This window comes from Bradyrhizobium sp. LHD-71, from assembly GCF_031157255.1.
Taxonomy (GTDB): domain Bacteria; phylum Pseudomonadota; class Alphaproteobacteria; order Rhizobiales; family Xanthobacteraceae; genus P52-10.
Window position 1 is genome coordinate 12688 of sequence record NZ_JAVIFX010000013.1, and the last position, 12939, is coordinate 25626.

The following is a 12939-nucleotide window of genomic DNA, read 5'->3' on the forward strand; positions in this document are numbered from 1 at the left end:
CCGCGGTTCAAAACAAGAAAATTCAAGGGAGGAATGATGGCGAAACCGCAGACGTTCTTCGAAAAGATGTGGAACGACCATGTGATCGCCGATCTTGGCGACGGCGCGTCGCTTCTGCAGATCGACCGTCTCTTCCTTCACGACCTCAGCGGCAGCGCGGCGATCGCCAGGCTCGAAGAGTCGGGCCGCCCCATCAATAGCCGGGATCAGGTGTTCGGCGTTGTTGACCATCTCATTTCCAGCAGGCCGGGCCGCGGCCCGGATGATACAGCCTCGCGCGGCGGTGTTGAACTGATCCAGTCGATGCGTCAGCTGTCGCACAAGTACGGCATCACCTTTTTCGATTCGACCGACGCGCGCCAAGGCATCGTGCACGTGGTGTCACCCGAACTCGGTATTGCGTTGCCGGGCACCACGCTTGTTTGCGGCGATAGCCACACATGCACGGTCGGCGGCGTCGGCGCACTGGCCTGGGGCATCGGCTCGACCGAGTGCGAGCACGTGTTGGCGACGCAGACGCTGGCGCAGGTCCGGCCGAAGACCATGCGCATCAACTTTGAGGGCGAGGTCGGGCCTGGTGTCTATCCGAAAGACCTCATCCTTTATTTGATCGGAGAGATTGGCGCCAATGGCGGCATTGGCTACGCCGCCGAATTCGCCGGCTCGGCAATCCGCAAGATGTCGGTCGAAGGCCGGATGACCATCTGCAACATGGCGATCGAGTTTCAGGCGAAATATGGCTTCGTGCCAGCTGACGATGTCACGTTCGATTACATCAAGGGACGCGATTTTGCGCCAAAGGGCCACGCGTGGGATGAGGCAGTAGCCTACTGGCGATCGCTTGCCACCGATGAGCACGCCGTGTTCGACCAGGAGGTAACCATCGACTGCGCCAGGATTCAGCCGCAGGTGACGTGGGGCACGAGTCCGCAACAGGTTGCAGGCATCGGCGACCGCGTTCCCGATCCCGCCGATATGTCGGATCCCGGCGTGCGCACACTCCTGGAGCGGGCGATCGAGTACATTCAACTCAGGCCGGGCACGCCACTCGACGGCGTTAAAATCGACGCGGCGTATATCGGCTCGTGCACCAACGCGCGCATCTCGGACCTTCGCGACGCCGCGGCAGTGTTGAAGGGCAGAAAGGTCGCGCCGGGGGTGCGGGCGATCTGCGTGCCGGGATCATCGACCGTCAAACGGGCCGCCGAAGCAGAAGGTCTCGACAGGACATTTCGCGACGCAGGTTTCGAATGGCACGAATCCGGCTGCGCGATGTGCGCCAGTCAAGGCGGCGACTATTTTGCAAACCTGCGGGTGATCAGCACGACCAATCGCAATTTCGAGGGCCGCCAGGGCCCACAGACTCGAACGCATCTCGCCAGTCCGGTGACGGTGGCGGCCTCCGCGATTGCCGGAAGAATTGCCGACGCCCGCACCGTCATTGCCTGACGGAGAACAACGATGGAAAAGCTTACCACCGTCGAAGGTGTTGCCGTTCCAATCCTTCGCATCAATATCGACACCGATCAAATCACGCCCGGCAAGGAGTTGGTGCGCATGCGAACGGAGGGCGCGGCGGCAAGCCTGTTCGCCTACTGGCGCTATATCGGCGATCGCGAGCCGAATCCCGAATTCATTCTCAATCGCGAGCCATGGAACAAGGCGCAGATTTTGCTGGCCGATCGCAATTTCGGCTGCGGTTCGTCACGAGAGTCGGCTCCACAAGCGCTGCGGGCGTGGGGATTCCGTGCAGTGATCGCGCCGAGTTTCGGCGGGATCTTCTACAACAACTGTTTTCGTAACGGCTTGCTGCCGATCGAAATGCCGATCGAAGACATCCGGTCCATCGCAATGCAGATGGAGGCGGCGCAAGGGAATGCGAAGGTCATCGTAGATCTCTCGAATCAAACCGTGACCGCGCCTGATGGAACACGAAAATCCTTCAAGGCGCCGGGCGTGTTGCGAGAGATGCTGCTGCTTGGTGCGGACGAAATCGACGTGACCCTGCGCCGCGCGGCCGAGACTGACGCATTTCGTTCGCGCGACCGGATCAAGCGTCCTTGGGCTTACCGGGCGGCATAAGTCCCTAAGGGAGGTGTTCGATGACTGGCACCAGGCAACTCCGCACGTTGATGCAGGGGCCCGGCATCGTCACCGCGCCCGACGTGTTCGATGGCCTTACGGCGCGGTTGGTCGAGCAGGCGGGTTTTGCAGCGGCCTACACGACCGGTGCCGGAACTTCCGCCTCGAGGGGTTGTCCTAACTTCGGCTTGCTGACGCTGACCGAGATGGCGGAGAACGCCGGCAGGCTGAGCGAGACGCAGATGTCTGCGCCCGCGAAGCCGGAGTCAGCCCCGATGGACGCCTTCCGCAGGTTTGGCGCCGATGACTGGAGCAGCCTGCGGCGCCGCCCGACAACGACAGGCTCATGAAACTCCCGTAACCGAGCGAGGACGATTCCATGCCGCAAACTTTGTTCGACAAGATCTGGGAGAGTCATGTCATAGAGGATTTCGGCGATGGCTGGGCGCTGCTGCACATCGATAGGCTGCTGATCCACGATCTTGGCGGTGCGCCCGCGCTGAACGAGTTGAAGCGGCGCGGACTGAAGGTGCGCAATCCCGAACTGGTGTTCGCGACGCCCGATCATGCAGTGTCGAGCGCCCCGGGTCGTACCGGCGAGACCTTCCCCGAAGGCGCGCAGCTGTGGTCCGGCTTGCGCAAGATGACAAGAGAGGCGGGCATCCGCCTGTTCGATCTCGGCGAGGACGGGCAGGGCATCGTGCATGTCATGGGTCCGGAACTCGGGCTTGTGCTGCCAGGCGCTACGCTGATCTGTGGCGACAGTCATACATGCACGAATGGAGGCATGGGTGCGCTCGCATTCGGTGTCGGATCGACCGAATGCGTGCATGCACTCGCCACGCAAACGATCCGGCAGCGCAAGCCGCGGCGCATGCGCATACGCCTCGACGGTGCCTTGGGGCAGGGCGTTACACCGAAAGACGTCATCCTGCACGTGATTGGAAAATTCGGCGCCGCCGCTGGCGTTGAGCACAGCATTGAGTATGCAGGGTCTGCCATTCGCCAAATGGACATCGACGGCCGCCTGACCATCTGCAACCTGTCGGTCGAGATGGGTGCGAAATCCGGTATCGTCGCGCCCGACGATAAGACCTTTGCGTATCTCGCGGGCCGTCCATTCGCACCTGGCGGAAAGGTGCTCGAGCAGGCGTTGCTGCATTGGCGTTCGCTTGCAAGTGACGATGATGCGGCCTTCGATCGCGACGAGACCGTCAATGTCGCGGAGGTCTCCCCGACCATCACCTGGGGCACCAGTCCACAACACGCGATTGCGATCGACGACATGATTCCCGATCCATCGACGGAGTCCGATCTTGATGCACGCGCTACGATGCGCGCGGCGCTGGATTATATGGGGCTCGAGGCGGGTCGCTCCATCGCCGGCACGAAGGTCGATTGGGTGTTCATCGGCTCATGCACCAACTCGCGCCTGAGCGATCTGCGCGATGCGGCGCGTTTTGCGAAAGACCGCCGAGTAGACGCGCGCGTGACGGCCTGGGTGGTGCCGGGTTCGCTTGCGGTCAAGCGTCAGGCCGAGGCAGAAGGTCTCGATCGCATCTTCCGGAACGCGGGATTCCAGTGGCGCGAGCCGGGCTGTAGCATGTGTGTCGCAGCAAACGGCGAGCGCATACCGCCCGGCGCGCGTTGCGTGTCGACGACCAACCGCAACTTCGTAGGACGTCAGGGGCCGCATGCACGGACACACCTGGCAAGCCCCGCGATGGCCGTTGCAGCCGCCGTAACCGGAGCGATCAGCGATGTGAGGTGTCTGTGATGGAACCGTTCAGGGTCGTCAAAGGCGGCGCCGCGGCGCTGATGCAAACCAACATTAACACCGATGTCGTTATTCGCATCGAGCGGCTGACCAATGCAGATCGCAGCAAGCTCGGCCGATTTGCGCTCGAAGCGTTGCGCTATCGCGCCGACGGCAGCGAGAATCCGGATTTTCCGTTCAATCAATCGAAATATCGCGACGCGCCGATTCTGATCGCCGGCCGGAATTTTGGCTGCGGTTCTTCGCGCGAGGGGGCGGTGTGGGCACTGATGGGTATGGGCCTGCGTTGCGTCATTGCCGAGAGCTTTGGCGATATCTTCTATGGCAACTGCTTTCAAAACGGGATGCTACCGATCCGGCTTCCCGATTCTCAGATTCAGATGCTAGCGCGGGAAGCAGCCGAACTGTCCGGTGCGTTCACTGTCGATCTCGAACGATCGAAGGTAACGACGCCGAGCGGCAGGACCGTCGACTTCACCATTGACCCCATGCGGCGCGAGGCGTTGCTGGCAGGGCTCGACGACATAGGCCTTACGCTTGCGCGCTCCAGTGCCATCGGTGTGTGGCAGTCGGCCGACCGTTTGGCGCGACCGTGGGTGTGGGATACGGGCGGAAGGCCGGCGCGCTGACGGCACGACTTTCAAAACTACAGAGGTCAAAATCAAGACGGGGAATCGCTCATGCCTGCCAGCCTTGCGTTCAATGGGACTTTCGAAGGGCCGACCGATAGCAAAGGGCCGACCGGGCAGCTCTGCAACTGGCTGGAAAAACTTGCGTTGAAGGATGTTCCGGGCGACGCGCAGGCGCGCGCCAAGGCACTGGTTCTCGATGGCGTCGCCTGCGCGCTGGTTGGTGCGCAGTTGCCGTGGTCGCGCACCGCGGTTGAGGCGATCCTGCGCATCGAGGGGACAGGCAACAAGACGATCATCGGCTGGAATCGGACTGCGAGTGGACCGGTGGCGGCGCTTTTGAACGGCACATTCATTCAGGGCTTCGAACTCGACGATTTTCATCCAGGCGGACCGCTGCACAGTGCAGCGGTCGTGATCCCATCACTGCTCGCCTGCGCCGAGGAACTCGGTCAGGTGACCGGTAAGGATTTTCTGCTCGCCGCGATCGCAGGATTCGAGGTCGGGCCGCGCGTGGGCATGGCGTTGCACGGCGCTCAGATGCTGTCACGCGGATGGCACTCCGGATCGGTTTTCGGAACGCACGCGAGCGCCGTCGCCGCTGGAAAACTGCTGGGCCTTGACGCCGCGCGTTTCGAGGACGCGGTCGGTCTCGCCGGCACGCAATCCGCAGGGCTGATGGCGGCGCAGTTCGAAGCGATGTGCAAGCGCATGCATCACGGCTTCTCAGCGCGCAATGGCTTGTATTCCGCGCTGCTCGCAGCCTCCGGGTACACTGGCATCAAGCGCGTGTTCGAGCGCGAATACGGCGGGTTCCTGTCCGTGTTCGGTGAAGGCCACGATCCGGATGCCAGCCAGATCACGCGAGGCTTGGGCGATCGGTGGGAAACCAATCGCATTGCGATCAAGCCTTATGCGGCGATGGGAGCGCTTCACGCGCCGCTCGATGCAATTTTCGACATCATGGACAAGCGTCCGTTCAAAAGCGAGGAAATCGAGCACATCGATATCTATATGTCGCACTCGGCCTATCACCACGGGTGGTGGGTGCTGGAGCGGCCGCTAACGCCGATCGGCGCGCAGATGAATGTCGGCTACGCGGTCGCGGTGGCGATCCTCGACGGGGCGGCGATGGTTCGGCAGTTCGCTCCGCAGCGGATTGACGGTGATGATGTGTGGGCTCTGATCCCACGGATCACTGCCCATCACGATCCAGAATTCGACAAGGGTGGGCCGTCGGTCCGCAACACCCGAATGGTTGTGCGATTAAAGAACGGAGAGAAGATCGAGCACTTCGTCGAGATGGCGCGTACCATCGGTCAGCCGCTGACCAATTCGGAAGTCGCGAGAAAGTATCGGATGCTGACCGATGGCATCATCGATCCGAAGAGACAGGCGGCGATCGAGGATCGTGTTATGAATCTTGAGAAAATGCGAGATGTGACCGAACTGGCCGCATTGCTCGGAACCGAGGTCGGCGCGGCGTTCAAGTGAAACTGTTCGCGAAGGTGTGCTCGGTGACAGATTTGGATTTTTGCAGGCGATGAACGTCGGCGTACGTTGATGCGGCGCGTGAGTCTCCGGGCTTATTCTCTTGATTGATCTGTTTATTGATCGCTCACGTCTCGGTGGACGGACCGCTTGCGGTTGGGCACGGGTCGTCGCTGCTCAAAAGTGATGGATGGCGCCGCAAGCAGCACATGCGGTTAGTCTGCTCGACCGCGAGCCTAGCCCGTAGGTCTACCTAGTGAACCGGACGTTGCCATCGGCATCCCAACCTGTCCTTACCCGCGTTGGCGTCGTGATCGAGACGACGTGCGCCCCCTGACGTCAGCGCATCAATGCGTTGAATAGCCGGCGACCCGCTTGACCAATTCCGTCTGTCCGTCCCGGGATTACGCTGCGCGAGTGAACCCGAGATTGTCTTCGATGACGGTCGTCGGCCCAACCGGCAGACGTTCCGGATTTGCAACGTTCAACTTCTCGAATTGGATCCTTTCTTTCCAGACCTTCTTCAGGAAGTCCTCGAACACCTGAATGGTAAGCTGTTCGCCTGGACAGCGTCGATAACCAAAGCCGAACGGCGCGAAGCCGGCATGATCGCAGACCGGAAGCGGTTTGCCCCCAACGATGCCGTAAACGGTGCCGAACGCGCTGTTGTGCATCGCTGCCTTGCGACCGTCCTTGACATCGAACTTCGTCCGCTCGAATGGGCATTTGGCGAAGCCAATCTCCTTGCAATGATCCTCGTCGTTCTCGTGGCTGGTGGGCACAAGATTGTAGCGGTTCGGATCGAACTTCGTCGGGTCTTTCCACTGTACGGGGTCCATACTCGTTGAAAGGTGAGGGCTGACGATGTAGCCGTGGCGTTCGAATGCGGGCGTACGCGTTTCATCCACCGCTGAGATGCTGCCACCATTTGGCGTGATGACGCGGAAGAGCTCCATGACGTAACGGTCGAGCGGGGTGAAGTTCTCATTCGGTCTCGATCGATCTGGGTTGTTTTCCATCGTCCTTTTGAACCAGGCCTTCGCATCGGGATCACCCGAACTTTTCTCCAGCCTGGCCATGATGTTATAGATCGTGTTTCCCCACTGGCTGAGGGCGACGAAATTGTGGAAACATTCGAACACGACGTCCTTGTGTGCGAAGTTTTCGCCCTCGCCGCCATTCCTGATCCAATAATAGGCGAACGTCTTTTCCGGGTTCGGCGTCTTGCCGTTTTTCAGATCGCCGAGCCGTTCGTTGATCCATGTTTTGAGATAGTCGAGATTAGAGCGGACCGACATGTAGTTCTCATAAACAATCTTTAGCGTTGGATCGCGGTACGCGAGCACAGTGTTGAAATCCTCGCCGATTTGGCGGACTCGCTGCGGGATTGCATCGCCTTTGACACCGAGATGCAGGTCCCAATACATGTCGAAGTAATTTTCGAGATAGGGCCGCATCAACGGGCGCCCCGCATTGCTGTTCTCAAGCAACTTGTCGAAGAAGGCGACGACCTTGTCGCTATACATCGGACGGTACAGGTCCGGCGTGACCGCAGACATGTAGATGCGCTTGCGTTGATTTTCCGGCCCGCGCTTCTCCAGCCCCTGAAGAAAAACGGTGACACCTGCTTGCGGATTCGGACCCCAGGTTTCGCTAATCATGCCCCAAAGGTCTTTCGGAAGCGCATTCTCCTTGGTCAGATCTAATCCGATCATAGGAAGCGTCGGACGCTCACCCTGGTAAACCGAGACCAGGAAATGCGGAAGAATGACGTTCTCGACATATTCCGGACTAAACTCTCCGGAAAAGCGGCTCCGGAGCCGCGATACGGCAGTGTCGAGATCGCCGGGCGCAAGAGAGACGCCAACGCCTGTGGTTGAAGAAGATCTCGCAGGGGCATATTGGGCAACAGATTGTGACGGGACACCGATGACCGTGGCTGCGCTACCTGCCAGAAATGCGCGACGTCTCATTGAAAAGCTATTCGATGTCGTCATTGCTCAGCCTTTCAGGTGTGTCGGAAGGGATGACACAAGTAGCTAGCAGTGCAGTGCTCATGACATTTTAAGGAGCGCACGCGACTCATACCAAAAACTGCGCAAATAGCCGCTAAAACTAATCGAACCAAGTTGGCGGTGGGCTATTACGCGGTTCATTTCAGGGTTAGCCCGCATTGTAGCCTTTTCGCGCGAAGGCCTTGATTGCATCTAGCCGATGCGAACAGCAAACACTCTGGCTTGCGTTCGAGCATCCGCAAGGTCGATAGGAGCCTCCTCATGAACAAGGTCTCAATAGTCCTCGCGCTGTCTGTGTCCTTGCCTTTGGCCATCCTGAACATCGCTCCGCGCACAGCAGAGGCGACCGAGATGTCCTCGCAAGCACGCGCATTTGCCTACTGTCTGCGTGGCGCACCGAAGTCAGGTGGTGAACAGTGCAGCTACAATACAAGGGCGCAGTGCATGCAGTCGGCGAGGGGACGAGGCGGCAGTTGCGTGCGCAATCCCCGTTTATCTTCTGCGCCTGCAGCGCGCTCAGCGCGGGCGCAGTACCGCGGTCCGGCGCGTCCTCGGGCAGCCAACGCCCGCGACAGCCGGAAAGGCGCAAACTGGAATCGGAACCAATCAGGTCCGTGAGAGCGGGTACTTCATCTAACGTCCAAAACGCCGACCTTGCGGTAGAGGCTGCCAAAGCGCGGCATGCTCGCCAGTGACGGCGTTTCGCCGTGCAAAGCGGCGAAGGTCCGGCTGGCACACGGCCAGCAGCTTCTCGACCGCGGCGGGTTCGCCACTGCAGGCGGCTCGCACCCACGCTGCGCGGCCGCGCAGCGTCAGCAATGCATCGCCCAGCGCGACCTGCTCGTCGGCGCGCGCACCAAGCGCGGTGCGCGAAGTGGAGATGTCCTTCGACGCGTAATTCAGCGGTGCGAGCCGATCACCGCAGCGTCTCCATCGGTCTTCAGTTCGCCGCCATAGACCGCGCCCCATATGCTCCAGCGGGGATCGAACACACCGCTGCGCAGCGGCGCCTTGCGGGCCATCGCCGCATAGGCATCCTGCTCGCTGCGCGAGCGCCTGCGCGTCGCGGCATCAGTCCGTTCACTCGCATACTGGTTCACCAGGGGTGCGCCATCGGGGCCGATCGTGTCGTCGCGGCTGGGGACGAACGGATCGAGCATCAGGTTGAGGAAGTAATCGTTCTGCTGGAATGCGGCGGTCGAGGCCTGCGTTCCTCGCCGGACACCTGGCTCAGGCCGTATTGTCGAACCGAGGCACGCCGTCCCGCCGCCGTAATTTTCGATCAACGCGCTAGTGTCCTGAATCCGAAGTTCGCTATACTTTGCAGCGAGTTCAGAGCGAACTTCGGATTCAGGCCACCAGTCTTGAGTTCTTAGTCCCAGACGCGATGAAGGGTTGCGGCGCGTCGTTGTGTTGGCACGGACATGGCAAAGCGCCGGGTGTGCTCCCTCTGCGCTGCATGGACGCATCGTGGTCCACTGATCGGCTTGAGGCAGACCGGCATGCCCAGCTTGTTTCGAAATGGGTGAGAACCGGAAAAAGAGCCGCACTGGCTGACAGCACCTTGCCGCAGTAGGCTGTCGGGGTGCCGGCGGACCTCTCTCGCCTGCACTCTAGGGAGGAGACACCCAATGACAATGAGTTCACTTAGGAGAGTAGCTCTGGTCTCGGCAACCTCCGCCGCGTTGGCGTTCGCCGGCACCGCGTTTGCTCAGCAGCCTAAAGTCCTCAAGATACAATCGGCCGTTCCGCCATCGTCAACCACACAGGACGCTCTCAAGTTTTTTGCCGAGCGCGTCGACAAGCTGACCGGCGGCAATCTCAAGATCGAAGCCTTGCCGGGCGGTGCGGTCGTTCCGCCGTTCGAGATCCTGGATGCCACGCATAAGAAGGTGATCGACGGTGCCTACGGCATCTCCTACTGGTGGTACGGCAAGAGCGCCACCGCGACGCTGTTTTCAAATACGCCGGCCGGCATTTTCGGCATGGATGCTGTCGACTTCATCGGCTGGGTCTACGAGGGAGGCGGCCTCGAACTGTGGAACGAGTTCTACCAGAAGGAGCTCAAGCTCAACCTGGTCGCGTTTCCGAGCATTCCGCCGAGCCCGCAGGCGCTCGGCTGGTTCAAGCGTCCAATCAAGGATCTGCCCGACTTCAGGGGGATGAAGTGCCGGCAGACCGGCATCGTCTCCCAGCTCTACGCCAAAATGGGAATGGCGGTTGTCAACATGCCAGGCGGTGAAATTCTGCCAGCCGCTGAGCGTGGCACGATCGATTGTGCCGAGTGGGTCGGCGGAGTAGAGGATCTGCGGCTCGGCCTGCACACGGTCTGGAAGTATCATTACACGCCCGGCATGCATGAAAGCGCCTCGGTCGCCGAGCTCGCGATCAACAAGGACGTGTGGGACAGCCTGCCTCCTCAGAACCAGGAAGCGATCAAGTCGGCCACATCAGAGACGTTCCTGCGCTGGTGGGCCAGCTTGCAGAGACAGAATGCGGATGCGATCGCGGAGTTCACCGAGAAGCACGGTGTCAAGCTCCTGACGACGCCGCCCGAGGTCAATCAGGCCTTCCTCAAGACCTGGGACGAATTCGCCGCCGCGGAAGCTGCGAAGAATCCGTTCTTCAAGAAGGTCTACGAGTCTCAGAAGGCCTATGCCGCGAAGGTCGTGCCTGCCAAGCGTTTCATGTTTCCGCCCTACGCGTTGCAAGCCGACCATTATTGGCCCGTCAAACAGTAAGACGGGGCCGACGAAAAGAAGGGTGGCCTCGGCCGCCCTTCTCGTATCGACGATGATCGATCGTGCTCACCTGACAAGTTTCGGCAACCAGAGTGCGATCTGGGGGAACAGCAGCAGCAGTCCGAGGACAATGATCTGAATGAGCATGTAGTCTGACATGCCCTTGTAGATCGTGCTCAAGCTCCATTGCGGAACGACGTTCCGCAGGTAGTACGCCGACATGGCAACGGGCGGGCTCAAATACGACGTCTGCATATTGACCGCGGTCAGTGCACCAAACCAGATCAGGAGTTCGAGCTTGCTCAGGCCGAACTGAAGCTTTTCGATCACCGGAAAAACGATCGGAAGGAAAACCAGGATGATCACGGGCCATTCGAACGGCCACCCGAGAACGAAGAAGATCGCCATGATCAACGTCAGCTTCCACCAGTCGCTCAGCGGAAGGGCGAGCAGATAGTTGGTTATAAAGCTCGCCGTACCGAGCTTGGTGAAGACCGCGCCGAAGACCGTCGAGGCCACCGCCAGAAACAGCACCATGGCCGAAGTCACCATCGTGCCGATCGCCGCATTGGTGGCCGATTTCATGCTGAGCCGGCCATAAACGAGCGCAAGGACGGCAGCGCCGAACGCTCCGCACGAGGCCGCCTCGGTCGGCGTGGCAAGTCCGCCGACGATCGTTCCGAGGGTAAATCCGATCAGCGCGCTCAGCGGCGCAATGCTGATGACGACAGCCCGGAAGTAAGCGTTCCGAAAGTAGAGGTAGGCAGTCAGAAACGCCAACACCGAAGCGACCGCCGACAGTTCGAACGGGCCGATTGTAAACGACGGACGTGGTGCACGTGCCTGACCCAACAACCAGTCGAACAAGAGATACGCAATTGCCACCAGGCACAGGAGACCCAAACTGATGACGGGAGCATCCGCCTTTTCGGTGGTCATCGCCTCATAGCTGACTTTGCGCTCCTCCATGGTCATGGCTGGGCCAAGCTTCGGATCGATGAAGCTGCGGACGAGCGAATAGGCGATGTAGCAGCCGGCGAGCAGCAAACCCGGGCCGAACGTCGCCGAATAGAGAAGATTGACGGGCACGCCCATCACCGGCCCCATGACCACCAGCATGACGCTCGGCGGGATCAGAATGCCGAGCGTGCCGCCGGCGGCAATTGCACCCGCCGACAGCCGCGCGTCATAGCCGGTTTTGATCATCATCGATCCGGCCATGATGCCGAGCACGGTGACCGCGGCGCCTACGATGCCCGTCGCCATCGCAAAGATAGTCGCGGTCAGGATTACGGCGATATAGAGCGCGCCGCGCACCGGCGCGAGAAGGCTGCGCAACGCGCCGAACAACCGCTCCATGAGCCCGGCTTGTTCGGTCATGTAGCCCATGAAGATGAACAACGGCACGGCGGGAAAGATCTCGTCTTTCATCGTGCCCCAGATTTGCAGATAGGCGAGATTGAACGTCTGATCCCACCCGAGGCCGATGACGCCAAAAACGAGCGCGAGAAACAGCAGGGTAAAGGAAATCGGGAAACCGATGAAAATGACGAAGACCATGCCGGCGAGCATGGCAAGTCCAAGCGCTGCGGCGGAGGTCATGGTTGTTTACACCTCGACCTTCTCGTGCCTCGTCAGAAACGCCCCGGTGCGCCAGGCCCATAGGCTCTTCATCAACTCCGAGATTCCCTGCACGAAGAGCATGAAGGCCGTCAGTGGAATAACCCCGCGCAGCGGCCACAAGACCGGCGTCCAGGCACCGGAGCTTCCGCGCTCGTCGATCGACAGCGAGTAAAGGAAGTCATCGATCGAGAGGAAGAACAGAATGACCATTGTCGGCAGGAAGAACAGCAGGAATGCCAGGCTGTCGATCATGCCCTTCGTGCGATCGGAGAAGTTTTCCCACAGTATGTCAGTACGGATGTGGGCGCCTTTCAGGAGCGCCAATGCCGAGCCCAGCATGAACAAGGTCGCGTAGGACATCGTCGTCACATCGAGAGCCCAGATCGTCGGATCGGCCAGGACGTAGCGGGCGAAGACCTCGATGACGTTGGCGCAGATCAGCGGGATGATGGAGAGGACAAAGAGGTAGCCGGTCAGTTCCGTGAACTTGTCGATAGCGTGGATGACCGCCAAATAGCCTCGAGGTGGCACAGGCTGTTGGGGAGCTGAAATGATGGTCATTGCAGTTTGCCCGCTCTGCG

12 protein-coding genes are annotated in these 12939 nt (G+C 60.3%); 8 read left to right on the forward strand and 4 right to left on the reverse strand.

Annotated features, from left to right (window positions below; translation table 11 throughout):
• Nucleotides 1–33: 33 nt before the first annotated feature.
• From leuC (RCO31_RS15570) to RCO31_RS15595, 6 genes are read left to right on the forward strand one after another with little or no spacing between them, the layout of a single operon-like run.
• Entirely contained in the window at nucleotides 34–1449 is a 1416-nt protein-coding gene (gene leuC, locus RCO31_RS15570; RefSeq protein ID WP_308969324.1) for a 3-isopropylmalate dehydratase large subunit, read from the forward strand.
• A 12-nt stretch (nucleotides 1450–1461) separates the two neighbouring features.
• Entirely contained in the window at nucleotides 1462–2082 is a 621-nt protein-coding gene (gene leuD, locus RCO31_RS15575) for a 3-isopropylmalate dehydratase small subunit (protein ID WP_308969325.1), read from the forward strand.
• A 20-nt stretch (nucleotides 2083–2102) separates the two neighbouring features.
• Nucleotides 2103–2432 carry an isocitrate lyase/phosphoenolpyruvate mutase family protein gene (locus RCO31_RS15580; protein WP_308969326.1) on the forward strand — a complete coding sequence of 110 codons (330 nt, stop codon included), beginning with the start codon at nucleotides 2103–2105 and terminating at the stop codon, nucleotides 2430–2432.
• Between the two features lie 29 nt (nucleotides 2433–2461).
• Nucleotides 2462–3859 (forward strand): 3-isopropylmalate dehydratase large subunit, encoded by a 1398-nt coding sequence (leuC, locus tag RCO31_RS15585; RefSeq protein ID WP_308969327.1) that lies wholly within the window; start codon nucleotides 2462–2464, stop codon nucleotides 3857–3859.
• Nucleotides 3859–4488 carry a 3-isopropylmalate dehydratase small subunit gene (gene leuD / locus RCO31_RS15590; protein WP_308969328.1) on the forward strand — a complete coding sequence of 210 codons (630 nt, stop codon included), beginning with the start codon at nucleotides 3859–3861 and terminating at the stop codon, nucleotides 4486–4488. Before leuC (RCO31_RS15585) ends, leuD (RCO31_RS15590) begins: the two co-directional genes overlap by 1 nt.
• 51 nt (nucleotides 4489–4539) lie before the next feature.
• The gene (locus RCO31_RS15595) at nucleotides 4540–5982 is read left to right on the forward strand and encodes an MmgE/PrpD family protein (protein ID WP_308969329.1); all 1443 of its coding nucleotides are present in this window, start codon (nucleotides 4540–4542) and stop codon (nucleotides 5980–5982) included.
• Nucleotides 5983–6383: 401 nt separating this feature from the next.
• Here the strand turns inward: RCO31_RS15595 and RCO31_RS15600 are convergent, their stop codons facing one another.
• Entirely contained in the window at nucleotides 6384–7976 is a 1593-nt protein-coding gene (locus RCO31_RS15600; protein WP_308969330.1) for a hypothetical protein, read from the reverse strand.
• 369 nt (nucleotides 7977–8345) lie between these two features.
• Between RCO31_RS15600 and RCO31_RS34750 the strand changes: the two genes are divergently transcribed.
• Nucleotides 8346–8612, forward strand: a complete 267-nt coding sequence (locus tag RCO31_RS34750) for a DUF3551 domain-containing protein (RefSeq protein ID WP_374991493.1) — start codon at nucleotides 8346–8348, stop codon at nucleotides 8610–8612.
• A gap of 281 nt (nucleotides 8613–8893) precedes the next feature.
• On the opposite strand, the gene RCO31_RS15605 is transcribed toward RCO31_RS34750, so the two are convergent.
• Nucleotides 8894–9280 (reverse strand): hypothetical protein, encoded by a 387-nt coding sequence (locus RCO31_RS15605; protein WP_308969331.1) that lies wholly within the window; start codon nucleotides 9278–9280, stop codon nucleotides 8894–8896.
• Nucleotides 9281–9625: 345 nt separating this feature from the next.
• On the opposite strand from RCO31_RS15605, the gene RCO31_RS15610 reads away from it, so the two are divergent.
• The gene (locus RCO31_RS15610) at nucleotides 9626–10735 is read left to right on the forward strand and encodes a TRAP transporter substrate-binding protein (RefSeq protein WP_308969332.1); all 1110 of its coding nucleotides are present in this window, start codon (nucleotides 9626–9628) and stop codon (nucleotides 10733–10735) included.
• Between the two features lie 66 nt (nucleotides 10736–10801).
• Here the strand turns inward: RCO31_RS15610 and RCO31_RS15615 are convergent, their stop codons facing one another.
• Nucleotides 10802–12337, reverse strand: a complete 1536-nt coding sequence (locus RCO31_RS15615; RefSeq protein WP_308969333.1) for a TRAP transporter large permease subunit — start codon at nucleotides 12335–12337, stop codon at nucleotides 10802–10804.
• Between the two features lie 6 nt (nucleotides 12338–12343).
• Nucleotides 12344–12919, reverse strand: coding sequence for a TRAP transporter small permease subunit (locus tag RCO31_RS15620; RefSeq protein WP_308969334.1), 576 nt, complete (start codon nucleotides 12917–12919; stop codon nucleotides 12344–12346).
• Nucleotides 12920–12939: the final 20 nt, after the last annotated feature.

Excerpts from the sequence above, each read along its gene's own strand:
- leuC (WP_308969324.1), top strand. The coding sequence starts at position 34 with ATGATGGCGAAACCGCAGACGTTCTTCGAAAAGATGTGGAACGACCAT.
- leuD (WP_308969325.1), top strand. The coding sequence starts at position 1,462 with ATGGAAAAGCTTACCACCGTCGAAGGTGTTGCCGTTCCAATCCTTCGC.
- RCO31_RS15580 (WP_308969326.1), top strand. The coding sequence starts at position 2,103 with ATGACTGGCACCAGGCAACTCCGCACGTTGATGCAGGGGCCCGGCATC.
- leuC (WP_308969327.1), top strand. The coding sequence starts at position 2,462 with ATGCCGCAAACTTTGTTCGACAAGATCTGGGAGAGTCATGTCATAGAG.
- leuD (WP_308969328.1), top strand. The coding sequence starts at position 3,859 with ATGGAACCGTTCAGGGTCGTCAAAGGCGGCGCCGCGGCGCTGATGCAA.
- RCO31_RS15595 (WP_308969329.1), top strand. The coding sequence starts at position 4,540 with ATGCCTGCCAGCCTTGCGTTCAATGGGACTTTCGAAGGGCCGACCGAT.
- RCO31_RS15600 (WP_308969330.1), bottom strand. The coding sequence starts at position 7,976 with ATGACGACATCGAATAGCTTTTCAATGAGACGTCGCGCATTTCTGGCA.
- RCO31_RS34750 (WP_374991493.1), top strand. The coding sequence starts at position 8,346 with ATGTCCTCGCAAGCACGCGCATTTGCCTACTGTCTGCGTGGCGCACCG.
- RCO31_RS15610 (WP_308969332.1), top strand. The coding sequence starts at position 9,626 with ATGACAATGAGTTCACTTAGGAGAGTAGCTCTGGTCTCGGCAACCTCC.
- RCO31_RS15615 (WP_308969333.1), bottom strand. The coding sequence starts at position 12,337 with ATGACCTCCGCCGCAGCGCTTGGACTTGCCATGCTCGCCGGCATGGTC.
- RCO31_RS15620 (WP_308969334.1), bottom strand. The coding sequence starts at position 12,919 with ATGACCATCATTTCAGCTCCCCAACAGCCTGTGCCACCTCGAGGCTAT.